This window comes from Nioella sediminis (genome assembly GCF_001879695.1).
GTDB lineage: Bacteria > Pseudomonadota > Alphaproteobacteria > Rhodobacterales > Rhodobacteraceae > Nioella > Nioella sediminis.
In genome coordinates, this window is sequence record NZ_MNBL01000172.1 from 1 (window position 1) to 16,727 (window position 16,727).

The 16,727-nt window shown below is 63.1% G+C and carries 20 protein-coding genes; 6 read left to right on the forward strand and 14 right to left on the reverse strand.

Features of this window, described 5'->3' with window-relative positions:
* The 3 genes from BKY26_RS18665 to BKY26_RS18675 form a co-directional block, all read right to left on the reverse strand.
* Positions 1 to 558, reverse strand: a 558-nt coding sequence (locus BKY26_RS18665; protein ID WP_131541891.1) for a GTP-binding protein, incomplete at its 3' end; no start/stop codon positions are given.
* A gap of 106 nt (positions 559 to 664) precedes the next feature.
* Entirely contained in the window at positions 665 to 1,297 is a 633-nt protein-coding gene (locus BKY26_RS18670) for a hypothetical protein (RefSeq protein ID WP_071691889.1), read from the reverse strand.
* A gap of 120 nt (positions 1,298 to 1,417) precedes the next feature.
* Complete coding sequence (locus BKY26_RS18675; RefSeq protein WP_245764470.1) at positions 1,418 to 3,706, reverse strand: DNA topoisomerase IV subunit A; 2,289 nt, start codon at positions 3,704 to 3,706, stop codon at positions 1,418 to 1,420.
* Between the two features lie 132 nt (positions 3,707 to 3,838).
* Between BKY26_RS18675 and BKY26_RS18680 the strand changes: the two genes are divergently transcribed.
* The 3 genes from BKY26_RS18680 to BKY26_RS18690 are packed head-to-tail and all read left to right on the forward strand — an operon-like array spanning position 3,839 to position 5,468.
* Positions 3,839 to 4,669, forward strand: a complete 831-nt coding sequence (locus BKY26_RS18680) for an SDR family oxidoreductase (protein WP_071691891.1) — start codon at positions 3,839 to 3,841, stop codon at positions 4,667 to 4,669.
* 19 nt (positions 4,670 to 4,688) lie between these two features.
* A complete protein-coding gene (locus BKY26_RS18685) occupies positions 4,689 to 4,892 on the forward strand; it encodes a twin transmembrane helix small protein (RefSeq protein WP_071691892.1) in 204 nt (67 codons plus the stop codon).
* Between the two features lie 3 nt (positions 4,893 to 4,895).
* The gene (locus BKY26_RS18690) at positions 4,896 to 5,468 is read left to right on the forward strand and encodes a cob(I)yrinic acid a,c-diamide adenosyltransferase (protein ID WP_071691893.1); all 573 of its coding nucleotides are present in this window, start codon (positions 4,896 to 4,898) and stop codon (positions 5,466 to 5,468) included.
* On the opposite strand, the gene BKY26_RS18695 is transcribed toward BKY26_RS18690, so the two are convergent.
* From BKY26_RS18695 to BKY26_RS18705, 3 genes are all read right to left on the reverse strand, one after another.
* Complete coding sequence (locus BKY26_RS18695) at positions 5,465 to 6,274, reverse strand: AraC family transcriptional regulator (protein WP_158514369.1); 810 nt, start codon at positions 6,272 to 6,274, stop codon at positions 5,465 to 5,467. The two genes, BKY26_RS18690 and BKY26_RS18695, sit on opposite strands and share 4 nt — an antisense overlap.
* A 90-nt stretch (positions 6,275 to 6,364) precedes the next feature.
* A complete protein-coding gene (locus BKY26_RS18700) occupies positions 6,365 to 6,850 on the reverse strand; it encodes a GyrI-like domain-containing protein (protein WP_158514370.1) in 486 nt (161 codons plus the stop codon).
* Entirely contained in the window at positions 6,847 to 7,224 is a 378-nt protein-coding gene (locus BKY26_RS18705; protein WP_071691896.1) for a VOC family protein, read from the reverse strand. The genes BKY26_RS18700 and BKY26_RS18705 overlap by 4 nt, the downstream gene beginning before the upstream one ends.
* A 211-nt stretch (positions 7,225 to 7,435) precedes the next feature.
* On the opposite strand from BKY26_RS18705, the gene BKY26_RS18710 reads away from it, so the two are divergent.
* Together BKY26_RS18710 and BKY26_RS18715 are read left to right on the forward strand one after the other, a co-directional pair.
* Positions 7,436 to 8,194 carry an electron transfer flavoprotein subunit beta/FixA family protein gene (locus tag BKY26_RS18710; RefSeq protein WP_071691897.1) on the forward strand — a complete coding sequence of 253 codons (759 nt, stop codon included), beginning with the start codon at positions 7,436 to 7,438 and terminating at the stop codon, positions 8,192 to 8,194.
* Positions 8,194 to 9,123, forward strand: coding sequence for an electron transfer flavoprotein subunit alpha/FixB family protein (locus tag BKY26_RS18715; protein WP_071691898.1), 930 nt, complete (start codon positions 8,194 to 8,196; stop codon positions 9,121 to 9,123). The genes BKY26_RS18710 and BKY26_RS18715 overlap by 1 nt, the downstream gene beginning before the upstream one ends.
* Positions 9,124 to 9,174: 51 nt before the next feature.
* On the opposite strand, the gene BKY26_RS18720 is transcribed toward BKY26_RS18715, so the two are convergent.
* Positions 9,175 to 9,996 carry a DUF6473 family protein gene (locus tag BKY26_RS18720; RefSeq protein WP_071691899.1) on the reverse strand — a complete coding sequence of 274 codons (822 nt, stop codon included), beginning with the start codon at positions 9,994 to 9,996 and terminating at the stop codon, positions 9,175 to 9,177.
* A 179-nt stretch (positions 9,997 to 10,175) separates the two neighbouring features.
* On the opposite strand from BKY26_RS18720, the gene BKY26_RS18725 reads away from it, so the two are divergent.
* Complete coding sequence (locus BKY26_RS18725) at positions 10,176 to 11,051, forward strand: 3-hydroxybutyryl-CoA dehydrogenase (protein ID WP_071691900.1); 876 nt, start codon at positions 10,176 to 10,178, stop codon at positions 11,049 to 11,051.
* Positions 11,052 to 11,057: 6 nt separating this feature from the next.
* Here BKY26_RS18725 and BKY26_RS18730 read toward each other — a convergent pair whose 3' ends face one another.
* Genes BKY26_RS18730 through BKY26_RS18760 form a run of 7 tightly spaced genes read right to left on the reverse strand, consistent with a single transcriptional unit; the run spans position 11,058 to position 16,489 of the window.
* The gene (locus BKY26_RS18730) at positions 11,058 to 11,951 is read right to left on the reverse strand and encodes a lysophospholipid acyltransferase family protein (RefSeq protein ID WP_071691910.1); all 894 of its coding nucleotides are present in this window, start codon (positions 11,949 to 11,951) and stop codon (positions 11,058 to 11,060) included.
* 47 nt (positions 11,952 to 11,998) lie between these two features.
* A complete protein-coding gene (locus BKY26_RS18735; RefSeq protein WP_071691901.1) occupies positions 11,999 to 12,277 on the reverse strand; it encodes an HPr family phosphocarrier protein in 279 nt (92 codons plus the stop codon).
* A complete protein-coding gene (locus tag BKY26_RS18740) occupies positions 12,274 to 12,666 on the reverse strand; it encodes a PTS sugar transporter subunit IIA (RefSeq protein WP_071691902.1) in 393 nt (130 codons plus the stop codon). The genes BKY26_RS18735 and BKY26_RS18740 overlap by 4 nt, the downstream gene beginning before the upstream one ends.
* A gap of 18 nt (positions 12,667 to 12,684) precedes the next feature.
* Positions 12,685 to 13,584, reverse strand: a complete 900-nt coding sequence (rapZ, locus tag BKY26_RS18745; protein ID WP_071691903.1) for an RNase adapter RapZ — start codon at positions 13,582 to 13,584, stop codon at positions 12,685 to 12,687.
* Positions 13,585 to 13,590: 6 nt separating this feature from the next.
* The gene (locus tag BKY26_RS18750; RefSeq protein ID WP_245764471.1) at positions 13,591 to 14,052 is read right to left on the reverse strand and encodes an HPr kinase/phosphorylase; all 462 of its coding nucleotides are present in this window, start codon (positions 14,050 to 14,052) and stop codon (positions 13,591 to 13,593) included.
* A gap of 4 nt (positions 14,053 to 14,056) precedes the next feature.
* Positions 14,057 to 15,787, reverse strand: coding sequence for a sensor histidine kinase (locus BKY26_RS18755; RefSeq protein WP_071691904.1), 1,731 nt, complete (start codon positions 15,785 to 15,787; stop codon positions 14,057 to 14,059).
* A complete protein-coding gene (locus BKY26_RS18760) occupies positions 15,788 to 16,489 on the reverse strand; it encodes a response regulator transcription factor (RefSeq protein ID WP_071691905.1) in 702 nt (233 codons plus the stop codon).
* Positions 16,490 to 16,727: the final 238 nt, after the last annotated feature.

Here is a 16,727-nt window from a genome sequence, read left to right on the forward strand (position 1 = left end):
GATCTTGTTCTCGCCGATCTCGGGGTCACGGCCTTCCATCGCCGCCAGCGCGGAGCCCGCGATGATCGGGATATCGTCGCCCGGGAAGTCGTATTCGGACAGCAGCTCGCGGACTTCCATTTCCACCAGCTCCAGCAGTTCCTCGTCATCGACCTGGTCGACTTTGTTGAGGAACACGACCATGGCGGGGATACCCACCTGGCGGCCCAGAAGGATGTGCTCGCGGGTCTGCGGCATCGGGCCGTCAGCGGCGTTCACCACCAGGATCGCGCCGTCCATCTGGGCGGCACCGGTGATCATGTTCTTCACGTAGTCGGCGTGGCCGGGGCAGTCCACGTGGGCGTAGTGGCGGTTGTCGGTCTCGTATTCCACGTGAGCGGTCGAGATCGTGATGCCACGGGCCTTCTCTTCCGGCGCGCCGTCGATCTGGTCATAGGCCTTGAAGTCACCGAAATACTTGGTGATCGCCGCCGTCAGCGTCGTCTTGCCGTGGTCAACGTGACCGATCGTGCCGATGTTACAATGCGGCTTGCCGCGCTCAAACTTTTCCTTTGCCATTGCTCAGGCGCCTCATGCTAGGGGGGGCCGCCCGGCCCCGGTTCATCATCGCGCGCTCGTTACTGAGGCGCGGGGGAAAAATCAAGGGTGAGTTGGGGAAAACCCGTTACTCTGCCGCTTCTTCCGGCAGTTCTACGGGCTGCTCCACTTCCGCGACCTGCGCCTCAAGCGCGGCCTGGGCCTCGGCTGCGGCCTCCTCGTCGATCGAGAACCATTCCGGATGGGTCAGCATCCACAGCTGGATGCGCCGCGCCGCGTTGCGCGCAAGGATCTGCATCTGTTCCTCGCGTGACCGGGCAAGGCCCGACCCGATGATCATCGTTTCCGCCGCAGCACCTTCGAAAATCGTCAGTTGTTCAGGGTCATCATGCAGTTTCGCCTGCAATTCATCATCCCAGACATTGGCGCTGATCACGAGGATCGAGCGCGGCTGAAGCACCACGGGAATCCCCGGAGGTGCAAGCGCATAGGCATCTACATGGATGGCGATGTGATAGAGACGATCCCCTTCGTAGCCGCCAAAGCGGCGGTCGATCTCGGCGGTCAGGATTTCGATCCATTCCTCGCCAGACGCTTCCCGAGATGGCGGGACCTGCTGCATGTTGTCGGCCACGACGATGTTATAGGCCAGCCGGAAATCGCCCATATCGGGCAGGTCTTCCTCCAGCGGGTCAGTCGCGGCGCAGGCCCCGAGAATCAGGACCAGCCCCAAAAGGGCGAAACGGGACAGGGCGCGCATGAGGCTCCTCCTAGATGGCAGCCCGTTCGGGATAGCGCAGCCGGGCATGTCGCGCAATCGACCCGGCCAAGCCGCCGGAAAATCGGCAGAAAACCGTGGCCGAGTTGCCAACACGAGGACTCAGGTGAACCTGTTGTCCCTTGGGAAGCCGCGCGGGGCCATGCGGCCCGTGCCTGCGCGCTTTCCTTCCCATTCGGTCAGGTCAGTCTCTGTCCGGGTGCGCCCGGCGGGGTCTTTCCAGCTTAGCCCTTCAGCCCGGTTGAAACTGCGCGCATCCGACAGGCCGCCATCCTTGTATTTCTGGAGCCTTACGCCCTTGCCACGGCCCATCTCGGGCAGTTCGGCCAGCGGGAAGACCAGCACCTTGCGGTTTTCGCCAACGCAGGCGACGTAATCTTCGCCCTCCTGCACGCGGGTGCAGACCGCCGCCCGCACCGGGGCCTTGACGTTCAGAACCTGCTTGCCAGACCGGGTCTGGGCCACGACATCCTCTTCCGGCACCAGGAACCCATCGCCCGCCGAGGACGCCACCAGCAGTTTCGCGCCGGGCTTGTGGATCAGCAGATCGACAATCTCGACCTCATTGGGCAGATCGACCATCAGGCGCACGGGTTCGCCCATGCCGCGCCCGCCGGGCAGGTTCGCGGCTCCGATGGTATAAAAGCGCCCGTTATTGCCGAAGAGCAGCAGCTTGTCGGTCGTTTCCGCATGCATCAGGAAGCGGCCCTCGTCGCCGTCTTTGTACTTGAACTCTCCATCCAGCGCGACATGGCCCTTCATGGCCCGCACCCAGCCCATCTTGGACAGGACCACGGTAATCGGTTCGCGTTCGATCATCGCTTCCAGCGGCACATCCGGGGTTTCGCCCGCTTCCGCGAAATCCGTGCGACGTTTGCCAAACTCGGTGCCCTTGCCAAACTGCTTGCGCATCTCACGCAGCTCTTCGCCGATGCGGCCCCATTGCAGGTCGTCCCGCGCCAGCAGGTCATCAAGCTCGGCGCGTTCCTCCATCAAGGCGGCCTGCTCTTTCAGTAGCTCCATCTCCTCCAGCCGCCGCAAGCTGCGCAGCCGCATGTTCAGGATGGCCTCGGCCTGCACCTCGGTCAGTTCGCCCTCACCGGGCGCGGGGCTGACATAATCGGCCTCGGAGGTCGCCCGCACATGCGCCCTGCCCCATTCCTCGCGCATCAGCGCGGCCTTGGGGTCGTCGTCATAGCGGATGATGTCGATCACACGGTCGAGATTGAGGAAGGTGATGATGAAGCCTTCCAACACCTCCAGCCGGTGGTCGATCTTTTCCATCCGGTGAGTGGAGCGACGGATCAGCACCTCGCGCCGATGGTCGAGGAAGGCGCGCAGAACCTCTTTGAGCGAGCAGACCTTGGGCGTGCGCCCGTCGATCAACACGTTCATGTTCAGGCTGAAGCGCGTTTCGAGGTCCGAGCTGCGAAACAGCGTCCCCATCAAGATTTCCGGGTCAACGTTCTTGGAGCGAGGCTCCAGCACGATGCGGATATCGTCCGCCGATTCGTCGCGCACATCGGCGAGGATCGGCACCTTTTTGGTCTGGATCAGCTCCGCGATCTTCTCGATCAGCTTCGATTTCTGCACCTGATAGGGGATCTCGGTCACCACGACCTGCCAGGTGCCCCGACCCAGATCCTCGGTCTCCCACTTGGCGCGCAGACGGAAGGCGCCGCGACCGGTGCGATAGGTCTCGGCCATACTTTCCTTGGGTTCGACGATGACGCCGCCGGTCGGGAAATCCGGCCCCTGAATATAGTTCAACAGCGTCTCGTCCCGCGCATCGGGCGTCTTGATCAGATGCAGGCAGGCCGCAATCAGCTCGTCCACATTATGGGGCGGGATATTCGTCGCCATCCCCACGGCAATCCCGCTAGACCCATTCGCCAGAAGGTTCGGCAAAGCGGCGGGAAGCACCTCGGGTTCCTGCAAGGTGCCATCGTAATTGTCTCGGAAATCAACGGCGTTCTCGTTCAGCCCTTCCAGCAGCACCTCGGCCACGGCGGTCATCCGCGCCTCGGTGTAGCGGCTGGCAGCGGGGTTATCGCCGTCGATATTGCCGAAGTTCCCCTGCCCGTCGACCAACGGATAGCGAATGGTGAAATCCTGCGCCAGACGCGCCATCGCGTCGTAAATCGCCGCGTCGCCATGGGGGTGATAATTGCCCATCACATCGCCCGAGATCTTCGCGGATTTGCGGAAGCCCCCGTTTGACGACAGTCTGAGTTCGCGCATCGCATAAAGGATACGCCGATGCACCGGCTTCAACCCATCCCGCGCGTCGGGCAGGGCCCGGTGCATGATGGTGCTCAGCGCATATTGCAGGTAGCGCGAGCCAATGGCGCGGCTCAGCGACTCGGATATTTCGCGGTTGTCGTCTGACATTGTCTGCTCGTTCATTTGGTATCCGTGATACGTCAAACCACGAGGGCTGGTAAAGCAGGATATGACCCTGCCGCTTGCGCCGGGCCGCCCTTGGCCCTACCCCTGTGCCATCTGGCGCAACAGGACCCGAACATGACCCGCAGCATTCTGATCACCGGCTGTTCTTCTGGTATCGGCTATCATTGCGCCCATGCGCTGCACGCGCGCGGCTGGAATGTACTGGCCACGTGCCGCAAGCCCGAAGACGCCGAACGGCTGCGCGCCGAGGGGCTGACCTGCGGGGTTCTGGACCTGTCAGACACAGACAGCATCACCGCCGGGCTTTCGTGGGCACTGGACCAGACCGGCGGGACGCTCGACGCGCTCTTCAACAACGGCGCCTTCGGCCTGCCCGGCGCGGTCGAGGATCTGCCCACCGACGGGCTGCGAGAGATCTTCGAGACCAATTTCTTCGGCTGGCACGAGCTGACCCGGCAGGTGATTCCCGTCATGCGCGCGCAGGGACACGGGCGGATCGTGCAGAACAGCTCGGTCCTCGGTTTCATCACCTACAAGTGGCGCGCGGCCTATGTCTCGACCAAATTCGCGCTTGAGGGACTGACCGACACCATGCGGCTGGAACTCAACGGATCGGGCATTCACGTGGTGCTGATCGAACCCGGCCCCGTCACCTCGAAAATCCGCGAAAATGCCCGCAGCCATTTCGAACGCTGGATCGACTGGGAAAACTCGGCCCTGTCCGATCTCTACCGCGATACGCTGCTCAAACGGCTCTACGAAGACAAGGACAAGCCCGACGCGTTCGAACTGCCCCCGGATGCCGTGGCAAAGAAACTTATTCACGCCCTTGAGGCTGGCCGACCGCGCCCGCGATACTATGTAACGGTGCCAACCTATTTCATGGGCGCGATGAAACGGCTATTGCCAACGCGAGCACTGGACTGGTTGATCGACAAGGGCTGAGCCCCCGGAAAGGACCGCCATGGTAGATACCCTCACAATCATTGCCCTGATCGTCACGGTCGGGGTCGCCATTATCCTGCTCTTCGGGATTGGCACCTTCACGCGCGGCGGGGAATTCAATCGCAGGAATGCCAACAAGATCATGCGCTGGCGTCTGGCGGCACAATTCGTTGCGGTGATCCTGATCGCCGCGGTGGTCTATCTGCGTGGCAACGGGGGCTGATCCATGGTGGTTCTGAACAAGATTTACACCCGCACCGGCGATGCCGGACAAACCGCGCTTGGCAATGGCGCGCGGGTCGACAAGCATTCCGCCCGCGTAACCGCCTATGGCACGGTGGATGAGCTGAACGCGACGCTCGGGCTGGCACGGCTGCATACCGAAGGCGCGATGGACGCTCAACTGGCGATGATCCAGAACGACCTTTTCGATCTGGGCGCAGACCTCTGTCGCCCGGAAATGGAGAAGGATGCCGAGGCAGAATATCCGCCGCTGCGCATGATCCCTGCACAGGTGGACCGGCTGGAAGCCGAGATCGACGCGATGAATGACCGGCTTGACCCGCTGCGTAGCTTCATCCTGCCCGGTGGCTCGCCCGCCGCCGCACATCTGCATCTCTGCCGCACTGTCGCCCGTCGGGCCGAGCGGTTGGCGGTGGAGCTGTCCACGCTGGAAGCGGTAAATCCTGCTGCCGTGAAATATCTCAACCGCCTGTCCGACTGGTTCTTCGTCGCGGCTCGCATCTGCAACGATGAAGGCCGCGCCGATGTGCTGTGGGTGCCGGGCGCGAACCGCTAACCGCGCGGCGCGACGGGCACCCAGACCGCAACCTTGCCCTCGCCCTTCGGGTCGAAATCCGCATCATAAAGCTCGAATTCCGGTCCGTTCAGCAGGTCAAACTCCGCCTCCGGCGCCCATTTGGCAAAGATCGCGTCCCAGGTCCGCGAGATGCTCGAGATATGCCCCTGATGGGCAAAGACCGCATAGGTGCCGCCCGGAAGGGTCAGCTGGTCAAGCCCCTCCGCTGCTTCGCCGGGAAAGGCCACCGTGTAGGTGAAGCCCCCCGCATCATTGAAATCGGAACACACGCCGTAGGTCGGCCCGCCGATCATGGCGTCATGCCAATCCGAAACGGTATCATCCCAAAGCGCGGGGATGCGCGTGCGGCTCTCCATGTCGAACCGGCCCGAGCGTCCCACGAGGGGAATGGGCGCGATCGTCCGGATCTCGGGCACCGGGGTGTCCGTTGGTTCTGTTGGGGTCATCTTCATGGCCTCCTGCAGGGTAATCCTGTTCAGGTCGTTCACCCCCCGGATCGAGGACGGGGCCAGCCCGAAACAGGCACGGAACGCACGGGAAAACCCCTCGACACTATCGTAACCCGCGTCGAAAGCCGCATTGGTCACGCTTTCACCGGCTGATCGCGCCTTGGCCGCCTCGCTCAGCCTGCGCCTGCGCACATATGTGCCAAGCGGCTGGCCGGTACGCAGGGCAAAGGCGCGGGTCAGGTGAAAGCGGCTGATCCCGATGGCGATGGCAAGGCTGGACAGGTCCGGCCCCCTGGACAGGTCGGTTTCCACCTGCCACAGGATGCGGGCGATCAAGTCAGAAGGGGTGTGAGTCCGTTTCATGAGGCAAGCGTAGCGAGGGACGAAAGCCCATGCCTGACCGATCTTGCGCTATCGGGGTGATTTTTAGTTCGGCCGATCGCTGACGGGCACCCAGATCTCGAACGCCATGCCGTCCGGTCCGTTGCGGGGGTCTTCCGGGTAACGCTCAAAAATCGCGCCGCGCCGCTGCGTGTAGCGCGACCCCGGCAGCCAGTCGGCGATGATCCAGTCAAAGCACAGCTGCACGTCGTCGAGCGTGCCGAAATCCTGCACCACCGCGTAGTCGCCTTCCGGCAGCCGCGCCAGGCTGGTGCCCTTGGGCAGTTCCGACGGAACCGGATCGACCTCGACCGTCACGCCATATTTGAAGGACCCCAGACCATCCGCCGCGAAGGACACGCCGTACATGGCACCGGGCACGTAATTGGGGATGACAAGCGGCGCCTCGTAGAAGGTGCGCCAAAGGTCGGGCATCTCGTCCAGCGTCGCCATCGAATAATCGCGCACGAACCCGAGCGTATGGGTTTCCGGGAAGGCCTTGATCTGAGGCTCTGACATGGATGGTGTCATTCGCTGTCTCCTGTCGGGGCGGGTTCCCATAATTCGATCGGCGTGCCTTCGGGGTCGCGCAAATGGGCGAAACGGCCGATCCCCTCCATCTCGGACCGATTGTAGACATCAATGCCCGCAGATTCCAGTTGCGTCACCATGGCATCCAGATCACCGACCCGGAAGTTCAGCATGAAGCGTTGATCGGCGGCGAAATAGTCGGTGTCTTCGTCGAAAGGTGCAAACACTGTCACACCGGCGTCGCTGACCCAGGGCACCATTTCCATATCGGTCGGGGCGATGTTGATCCCCAGGTGGTCGAGATACCATCGCCCCAGTGCCTTCGGGTCCTTCGCGCGGAAGAAGAAGCCGCCGATTCCCTGAACTTTTTCCATTGAAACCCCATCCTTCGACGCAAGCACCCCGGCACAAATCGCGACGCCGATCTGACACATACACACTCAATAAGGAAAAAACGCGGCGTCCAATCGGCCGAACGCGTCGATTTTGACCTGTCATCACGCGATTCGAAGCGGTAACAACCGCATGATAGCATGACTTTCCCGGGGCTGGCGCCTCGGGGGCCATTACAGGAGAGACGTGGAAATGAAGGTTCTTGTGCCTGTCAAACGCGTGATCGACTACAACGTGAAGGTCCGTGTGAAGGCGGATGGTAGCGGTGTTGATCTTGCGAATGTGAAGATGTCGATGAACCCGTTCGACGAGATTGCCGTTGAAGAGGCGATCCGTCTGAAGGAAGCGGGCAAGGCGGACGAGGTTGTCGCCGTGTCGATCGGCGTCAAGCAAAGCCAGGAAACCCTGCGCACGGCGCTGGCCATGGGTGCGGACCGCGCCATTCTGGTCGTGGCCGCCGATGACGTGCACACCGATATCGAGCCGCTGGCGGTTGCCAAGATCCTCGCCAAAGTGGTCGAGGAAGAGCAGCCCGGCGTCGTGCTCTGCGGCAAGCAGGCGATCGACAACGACATGAACGCCACCGGCCAGATGCTGTCGGCTCTGCTCGGCTGGTCCCAGGGCACCTTCGCCTCCGAGGTCGATATCGACGGCGACAGCGCCAAGGTCACCCGCGAGGTTGACGGCGGTCTGCAGACCATCACCGTGAAGATGCCCGCCATCATCACCGTGGACCTGCGCCTCAATGAGCCGCGCTATGCGTCGCTGCCCAACATCATGAAGGCCAAGAAAAAGCCGCTGGATGAAAAGACCGCCGCCGATTACGGCGTCGATGTCAGCCCGCGTCTGGAGATTGTCTCGACGACCGAGCCCGAGGCCCGCAAGGCCGGTGAGATTGTGGGCTCCGTGGACGAGCTTGTTGCGAAACTCAAAGAAGCGGGGGCTGTGTAATGGCTGTTCTTCTCCTTGCTGAAGTGACCGATGGCGAACTGTCGCTCGACGCCACCGCAAAGGCCGTTGCCGCGGCCTCGTCGCTTGGCGACGTGACCGTTCTGGCCGCTGGTGCCTCTGCCGCCGCTGCCGGGGACGCCGCTGCCAAGATCGCGGGCGTGTCCAAGGTTCTGGTCGCCGAAGATGCCTCGCTCGGCCATCGACTGGCGGAACCGACCGCCGCGCTGATCGTGTCGCTGGCTGGCGATTACGAGCATATCGTGGCGCCCGCCACCACGGATGCCAAGAACGTGCTGCCCCGCGTGGCCGCGCTTCTGGATGTGATGGTGATCTCGGATGCCTCCGGTGTTGTGGACGGAAATACGTTCGAACGCCCGATCTATGCGGGCAACGCGGTGCAGACCGTACGCTCGAAAGATGAAAAGAAGGTTATCAGCTTCCGGACATCGACCTTCGACGCAGCCGGTGAACAGGCCGCAGCGCCGGTGGAAACCATCTCTGCCGCCGATAACCCCGGCCTCAGCGAATGGGTCGAGGACAAGGTTGCCGCGTCCGACCGCCCCGAACTGACCAGCGCCGGCATCGTCGTGTCCGGTGGCCGTGGCGTCGGGTCCGAAGAGGACTTCAAGATCATCGAAGGTCTCGCCGACAAGCTCGGCGCCGCTGTTGGTGCCTCCCGCGCCGCAGTCGACTCGGGCTATGCCCCGAACGACTGGCAGGTGGGCCAGACCGGCAAGGTCGTCGCCCCGGATCTCTACATTGCCGTCGGCATCTCGGGCGCGATCCAGCACCTCGCGGGCATGAAGGACAGCAAGATCATCGTCGCGATCAACAAGGACGAAGAGGCCCCGATCTTCCAGGTCGCCGATTACGGCCTGGTCGCAGACCTCTTCACCGCCGTCCCGGAACTGACCGAGAAACTCGGCTGATCCACGCGACTGCGCAATCAAAGAAGGCCCGCCCATCCCGGCGGGCCTTTTTCATGCCATTGCACCTGCCAGCAGCGCAGCCACCCGGTCATGGTCCTCCGGCCCCGGCATCAGCCGCGCGGCAGCTTCCTCGCCCCGGCCATAGAACATGCCCCGCGCGGCCGGTGCCCGCGCATCCTGTGGCAGAATGCAGACAGACACGCTGGCCGCCTTTGGCTCTAGCCCCGCCAGCATTGCGGCATCAACGAAGAGCGGATCATATCCCAACCCCTCCTCGTCCAACGGGTCATCCCCCGGCGCCCGGCGTGACAGCCACAGCAGATGGACCGGCACGCCGATCCTGTCCAGCAGCGTCGTCATCCGCGCCTGCCACGCGGCACGCAATTCCTCCACCACGATCATGAACCGGTCCTCCGACCTTCGTTTCAGCGCGGTCAGCATGTGCCGCGTGAAGTGGAACTCGGTAAAATCCACCTCCCGGTAGATCGTGCGCATCATGGTCGAGGCCTTGACGAACCGGTCATTTCGCCGGGGATGCACGCTGAAGAACCGGTTCGACAGATTGGCCGCCCCCGGCACCTGCAACACCACCGCCCCGGCCCGCGCGAGGGCGTTGCGAATGGCGGGGTCATGCAGCAACAGGTCGATCCCCGCGTTCATCGCGCCCATATTGACCACAGGCCGCCCAAGCCGCCGCGCCAACAGGTCGGGAAAGGGGTCGGGTGAAAACTTCCCGAAGGTTTCCGATCCGCCGAGACACAGGACATAGCCCTCCTCCGGCTCCGCCTTCGGCCCCCGAAACGTCATCGGCGACCCCTCGTAGCGGCACGGCTGATAATCAAGGGGCCCATGCCCCGCTTTTGCATAACTCATGGCTTGCTCCACCCATGTTTCGACTCACCCGGACCCAATTTGCGCCGTGGCCGTTTCCAAATGGCTAAACCGAAAACTTGTGATGATTTTTCGCACAATCCGCCGCGGCGTTTGACCTTGTCTGCCCCCGTCCCCCGCGCCTATTGTGCGGGCGAAACACTGGGCCAGAGGTACGGGACATGGACATTCAGAAGATTGGCATCGTCGGCGCGGGACAGATGGGCAACGGCATTGCCCATGTCTGTGCATTGGCCGGGTACGACGTTGTTATGAATGATGTTTCCCAAGACAGCCTCGACAAGGCCATGGCCCTGATCGACCGCAATATCGAACGGCAGGTCAGCCGGGGAAAGGTCAGCGCGGAGGACAAGGCCGCCGCGCTTGGACGCATCTCGACCACGCTGAAACTGACCGACCTTGGCCCGTCTGACCTGATCATCGAGGCTGCAACGGAACGTGAAACCGTCAAGCAGGCGATTTTCGAGGACCTTCTGCCGCATCTGAAGCCCGACACGATCCTGACCTCCAACACGTCGTCGATCTCGATCACCCGTCTTGCCAGCCGCACCGACCGGCCGGAAAAGTTCATGGGCTTCCACTTCATGAACCCGGTTCCGGTGATGCAACTGGTGGAGCTGATCCGCGGGATCGCCACGGATGAGGAGACCTTCGTCGCCTGCAAGGCCGTGGTGGACAAGCTTGGGAAAACCGCCGCAACGGCAGAGGATTTCCCCGCCTTCATCGTCAACCGCATCCTGATGCCGATGATCAACGAGGCGGTCTATACGCTCTACGAGGGCGTTGGAAACGTGAAGTCGATCGACGAGTCGATGAAGCTGGGGGCCAACCACCCGATGGGGCCGCTGGAACTGGCGGATTTCATCGGTCTGGACACCTGCCTTGCGATCATGAACGTGCTGCATGACGGGCTGGCAGACACCAAGTACCGACCCTGCCCGCTGCTGACCAAATATGTCGAGGCCGGCTGGCTTGGCCGCAAGACGCAGCGCGGCTTCTACGATTATCGTGGAGAGACCCCGGTTCCGACCCGCTGAGCGGGCTCAGAACACGCGGTCAGGATCGGCCTTCAGCCCAAGCGTATGCTCGCGCAGCTGCGCCATGAACTGGCGAGGGTTCTGGATCGGGCCATCCCACTGATCGGGCGTGATCGCATGGCCGATGATGGGGGCCTGCGGCTTGTCGAAGCTTTTCACCACCTCGTGCAGCAACAGCCCCTGGCGCACGACCGGAGACACCCGGTTGGCGATCTGGTAGGCGCGCGAATTGGTGCCCTGGAAAAAGCACGGCACGATGGTCGCGCCCGAGCGGCGGATCATCTTGGCGGTAAAGACGTTCCATTCCTGCTCGATCACCGGGCCGAAAGCGGTGGCCGATGTGGCGACAACGCCCGAGGGGAACAGCGCGATCAGCCCCTGGTCCTGCAAATGGGCCATCGCCGCTGCGCGCATGCGGATCATTTCCTGCTGCGCGTCGGGCTGGTGCGGGAACGGCACCGGAATCATGTAGCTCGCCGCGCTTTCGTCGATCCCGGTCAGAAGCGAGCGGGTGAGAATGCGATAGTCATCCCGGCGACGGCCAATGAGATCAGCAAGGATCATGCCATCGACCAGCCCATGCGGGTGGTTGGCCACGAAAACAACAGGCCCCTCGGCGGGAATCCGGTCCAGTTGATGCGCTGGCGTTTGCAGGTCGATGCCCATCACCTTCATCGTCGCGGGCCAAAAGGCCTGCCCCTTGGGCGCGCCCATCCGCTCGAACTGGCGTACCCGGCGCACGATGGTCAGCTTGCCGGTAAACCACTCGATGGCCCGGATCACGGTCGAGCGCAGCGGCGAATCGAAAGACGACGCATAGGTCAGGCTGCGCCGGTCATAGACCGGTTGCTGCTGGCCCTCGGCGGGCCGGGCCTGTTGCCCTGCATCTGGCGTTGTCACGTCGGTCAACGGTTCTCTATCCCCGATTCCACCCCGAGTGTACGGGCTTACATGCCTTCACCGAACTTGTCAGCAACAAGTGCCGCAAGGGCATCCATCAGCTGTTCCGCCTCTGGCCCGCTGGTTTCCACCTCAATAGTGGTTCCCTGAGAGGCTGCCAACATCAAAAGCCCCATGATGGAGTCTCCGGCGGCGCTCAGCCCATCCTTGTAGGCGGTGGCACTGGCGTCGAACTGCTCGACCGTTTCCACGAATTTCGCCGAGGCGCGGGCATGCAGCCCCTTGACGTTCACGATGTCCAGCTTGCGCTTGGTCGGGGTGGTCATTCGGGGGCTCCGTCAAAACTGTTGATGTATCGGCGTCCGGCCTCGGCGGCGCGGGTTACGGCTTCGTCCACCGGCAGGCTGCGCGATTTCGCCAGCTTCACCAGCATCGGCAGGTTCACCCCGGTCAGGATCTTGCGATTGGACGGACGGCAGGCGCGCAGCGACAGGTTCGAGGGCGAGCCGCCAAACATATCGGTCACCACCACCACGCCGTCGCCCGTATCCACTGCGTCGGCAGCATCGCATATCTCGCGCTGGCGGCGGGTGCGGTCATCTTCGGCCCCGATGGAAATGGCCAGCACGCCGGGCTTTCGGCCCACCACATGCTCCATGGCATTCTGCAGCTCGCGGGCCAGCCCCCCATGTGCAACGATCACGATGCCGATCAAGTTCTGCTTCCTTGGCGCTTACGGCGCGCGGGTCACGGCCCGGCGTTCAATCTCCCTGTGCCTCTTTGACACCTGCCAGCCCGCCTGCGCAAGATGGGTGGCCAGTTTTTCCGTGACAGCAACCGAGCGGTGTTGCCCCCCGGTACATCCAAACGCCACGGTCAGATGCGCCTTGCCCTCTTCCTGATAGGCGGGCAGCAGCGTTTCCACCAGCTGCGTCACCTGGGCAAGGAAGGGCGCAAAGCGGGCATCATCGGCGATATAATCCACCACCGAGGCATCGCGCCCGTCCAGACTGCGCAGATCGGGGTTCCAATAGGGGTTGCGCAGGAACCGGCAGTCAAAGACCAGATCGGCTCCCGTCGGCAGCCCGCGTTTGTAACTGAACGACTGCACGGAGAGGGCCAGTTTCTGACCACCCGGCGCGAACCAGCGCTGCACCTCGGCGCGCAGCTCATGCGGGGTCATGTCAGACGTGTCGATCAGGATACCCGCGCGGGCGCGCACCGGGGCCAGCAGGTCCTGTTCCAGCTCAATCCCCAGAATGGGTCGGTCCTCGGGTGCCAGCGGGTGGCGGCGGCGGGTCTCGGAATAGCGGCGCACCAGCACATCGGTGGCGCAATCGAGATAGACCAGATCGGCCAGAATGCGCGGGTCGGCAGCCAGCCGGTCGACGGCCGCGATCAGCGCCTGCGCGCTGTAGTCCCGGTTGCGAGGGTCGGTGCCAAGCGCCAGGGGCCGGGTCGGTGGGGGGCCGTCCAGCAGCCGCGGCAGCAGGCTGAGCGGCAGGTTGTCGATGGCCTCGAACCCCAGGTCTTCCAGTGCCCGGATCGCGGTGGACCGGCCTGCACCCGAGGGGCCGGAGACAAAGACCACCCGTTCGGCCTCTTCTGCGGTTGTCTTGTCTTCGTGGTCCATCCGTGGCTACCCCGCGCGTCCTTGCGTCAGATATTGGCAGATCGCGGCGGCAAGAAAAGGGTGATCCTTGCCCAGGATCAGCGGCACCGTCCCGCCGGGCGCCTCTACGGTTCGGGGAGGCGGCAGACGGCCGGGCTCGGTTCGGGACAGGTCGACGACCAGCGACAGGGGCGCGCTTTGCAGCGTAGTGGCGTTGAGCAGCCCGATCCCCCGCGCCTCGATGAGACGGGGCGCACCCTCCGGGCGCGTGACCTCGCCATCCTCCGTCAGCCAGACCCCGTCATCGGCCACAAGCGTTGCACCAAGCGCCATCAGTTCCAGCGCCAGCCGCGATTTGCCGCTGCCCGAGGGGCCAAGCGCCAGGAGCCCCCGCCTGTTCAGGCAGACCGCCGTGCCACGACAAAAGACGCGCCCATCCGGCGTGATACTGCAATAGGCGGTCAAAAGGGATGCGTCGCCCGTGGCCAAGGCCCTAGAGCGGCAGGCCGACCACGAACCGCGCGCCAAGCGGATCCGAGGTGATGTCAGCCTCTGTCGGGCGGATGTTCTCGGCCCAGATCACGCCGCCATGCGCCTCGACGATCTGTTTGGAAATCGCGAGGCCAAGGCCAGAATGATCGCCAAACTGCTGAACGGGCCGTTCCGAATAAAAGCGGTTGAACACCTTGGTCAGCGCCTCTTCGGGGATGCCTGGGCCAGTATCCTCGACCACCACCAGCACCCGGTTTTCCCGCTTACGCGCCCAGACCCGGACGGCATCGCCTGCCTCGCAGAAGGAGATTGCGTTGGTGATCAGGTTGACGAAGACCTGTGCCAGCCGACCCTCCAGCCCGTGCAGCCTGACCGGTTCGCCGGGCAGGTCCGAGATGAAGGCGATCTCTTGTCCCTGCGCCTCTTCGGCATGGTACTGGGTCAGGTTCGACAGCATGTGGATGAGGTCGAAATCATCGGCCTCCTCCTTCACCAGCTCTGAATCGAGCCGCGAGGCGTTGGAGATATCCGACACCAGCCGGTCCAGCCGCCGCACGTCATGCTCGATGACATCGAGCAATCGGGTGCGCTGTTCATCCGTGCGCGCCAGCCGCATCGTGCCCACGGCAGAGCGCAGCGAGGCGAGCGGGTTCTTCACCTCATGCGCCACGTCGGCAGCGAATTGTTCATTCCCATCAATCCGGTCATAGAGCGCCGCAACCATGCCGCGCAGCGCGGCGGACAGGCGGCCGATTTCGTCGGGGCGACCGGTCAGATCGGGGATGCGCACCCGGGTCGGGCTCATCTTGCGGGCATTCTTGTCGCGGCCCAGTTCGGCGGCGGCGGACAGGTCCGAGAGCGGGTTGGCAATGGTCGAGGCCAGAACCAGCGACAGGCCGATCGACACCAGAAGCGCCACGAAGAACATCTGCAGGATCTGTTCACGTTCAGCGCGGACCAGCTGCTCGATCTCACCCGCGGCGGTGGCCAGCGCCACGACTCCCACAACGCCCGATGCGCCCTCGATCGGCGAGGCCGCGAGGAAGATTGCGCCCGCCGTTCCGTTGCCGCCATGCAGAACGGTTTCACCCGATAGCGCATCTGCGACCAGAGCGCGGGCCTGGTCCTCGGTCGATACCGTTTCAGCCGGTGTCGAGCCCGAGGAAAGAATTCCGGCGATGCCATCCCAGACGGTGTTCAGGAACTCGGTGATGACCAGCGACCGGCCCGGATCCTCCCCACCACCGGCCAATGGAGTCGCCGCTTCGGTCGCGGTGTCACCGGTCGACGCCACCAGCGTTTCATTCGGGGCGAAGACATAGACATCTACGCCATCCGACAAGCCGATCCGGCCAAGCACGTCGACCGGGTCGATGCCGTCGCCGGTCAGCAGGTTGGCGGGGGCCGTGCGCGGCAGACTGGCCTCGAAGATCTCGGCCACCAGCTGCGCTTCGACGGCCAGCGCCTGTTCGCGTTGATAGACCAGACTGTCACGGAACGGGTTCAGAAACAGAACCCCGGCCACAAGAACCACCAGTGCCAGCAGGTTGAACAGGATGATCTTGCGCGCCAGCGGCGAGCGGTTGAGCGACATCAGACCCCGCCGAGCCCGCGCATCGCGCAGCTCGACCTCGACCGCCCCGGCGGGGCGGTCCCAGTCTTCCCCCAGCACGATCTGCGATTCGGCAGGTTCGCGCCTTTGGGTCGGTCCGATGTCGGAGGCCAGTGTCATTTAGTCTTCGTTATACCTGTACCCGATACCATAGAGCGTTTCGATGGCCGAGAAATCGGAATCCACTTCACGCATCTTCTTGCGCAGACGCTTGATATGGCTGTCGATGGTCCGGTCATCCACATAGACCTGTTCGTCATAGGCCACATCCATCAGCTGGTCACGGCTTTTCACGAAGCCCGGGCGCTGCGCCAGCGCCTGTAGCAGCAGGAATTCCGTCACCGTCAGCGACACGTCCTTGCCATGCCACGTCACCGCGTGGCGCAGCGGGTCCATCGTCAGCGGGCCACGCACCATCACCTGGCTTTCTTCCGGGGCACCCCCGGCGTCAGAGGCAATCGCCTCCTGACGGCGCAGGATGGACCGGATGCGTTCGACCAGCAGACGCTGAGAGAACGGCTTGCGCACGTAATCGTCCGCGCCCATGCGCAGGCCCATCAGCTCGTCGATCTCATCATCCTTGGAGGTGAGAAAGATCACCGGCACCGCGCTTTTCTGGCGCAGACGCTGCAACAGGTCCATGCCGTCCATGCGCGGCATCTTGATGTCCAGCACGGCCAGTTCCGGCATCCGGCGCGTAAACGCGTCCAGGGCCGACTGCCCGTCATTATAGGTTTCAACTTCAAATCCTTCCGCTTCCAGAGTCATGGAAACGGAGGTCAGGATATTCCTGTCGTCATCGACGAGTGCGATCCTCGACATGTTACTATGTCCTTATTCTGCCCGATTTGCCTTGTTTTTTTCTTATTCTCCTACATTTCGGGCTTTAGAATCAATCTCTAAGTTGCATCCGGGGGCAACAGGTGTGGCCGATTTCCTACCATCCACCTCTTAAGGCAGCGCTAACGGCCCGAAAAAAGGTGAGTTTGGTTGCGCTAACTGTGCGATTGCGTCCTGTTCCTCGCTGAAAACGCCATGTTATATGGCCCCTGTCGCAGCG

Excerpts from the sequence above, each read along its gene's own strand:
- BKY26_RS18735 (WP_071691901.1), bottom strand. The coding sequence starts at position 12,277 with ATGACCACCCCGACCAAGCGCAAGCTGGACATCGTGAACGTCAAGGGG.
- BKY26_RS18755 (WP_071691904.1), bottom strand. The coding sequence starts at position 15,787 with ATGACACTGGCCTCCGACATCGGACCGACCCAAAGGCGCGAACCTGCC.
- BKY26_RS18700 (WP_158514370.1), bottom strand. The coding sequence starts at position 6,850 with ATGACACCATCCATGTCAGAGCCTCAGATCAAGGCCTTCCCGGAAACC.
- BKY26_RS18760 (WP_071691905.1), bottom strand. The coding sequence starts at position 16,489 with ATGTCGAGGATCGCACTCGTCGATGACGACAGGAATATCCTGACCTCC.
- BKY26_RS18670 (WP_071691889.1), bottom strand. The coding sequence starts at position 1,297 with ATGCGCGCCCTGTCCCGTTTCGCCCTTTTGGGGCTGGTCCTGATTCTC.
- BKY26_RS18675 (WP_245764470.1), bottom strand. The coding sequence starts at position 3,706 with ATGTCAGACGACAACCGCGAAATATCCGAGTCGCTGAGCCGCGCCATT.
- BKY26_RS18710 (WP_071691897.1), top strand. The coding sequence starts at position 7,436 with ATGAAGGTTCTTGTGCCTGTCAAACGCGTGATCGACTACAACGTGAAG.
- rapZ (WP_071691903.1), bottom strand. The coding sequence starts at position 13,584 with ATGGACCACGAAGACAAGACAACCGCAGAAGAGGCCGAACGGGTGGTC.
- BKY26_RS18720 (WP_071691899.1), bottom strand. The coding sequence starts at position 9,996 with ATGAGTTATGCAAAAGCGGGGCATGGGCCCCTTGATTATCAGCCGTGC.
- BKY26_RS18680 (WP_071691891.1), top strand. The coding sequence starts at position 3,839 with ATGACCCGCAGCATTCTGATCACCGGCTGTTCTTCTGGTATCGGCTAT.
- BKY26_RS18705 (WP_071691896.1), bottom strand. The coding sequence starts at position 7,224 with ATGGAAAAAGTTCAGGGAATCGGCGGCTTCTTCTTCCGCGCGAAGGAC.
- BKY26_RS18715 (WP_071691898.1), top strand. The coding sequence starts at position 8,194 with ATGGCTGTTCTTCTCCTTGCTGAAGTGACCGATGGCGAACTGTCGCTC.
- BKY26_RS18690 (WP_071691893.1), top strand. The coding sequence starts at position 4,896 with ATGGTGGTTCTGAACAAGATTTACACCCGCACCGGCGATGCCGGACAA.
- BKY26_RS18685 (WP_071691892.1), top strand. The coding sequence starts at position 4,689 with ATGGTAGATACCCTCACAATCATTGCCCTGATCGTCACGGTCGGGGTC.
- BKY26_RS18725 (WP_071691900.1), top strand. The coding sequence starts at position 10,176 with ATGGACATTCAGAAGATTGGCATCGTCGGCGCGGGACAGATGGGCAAC.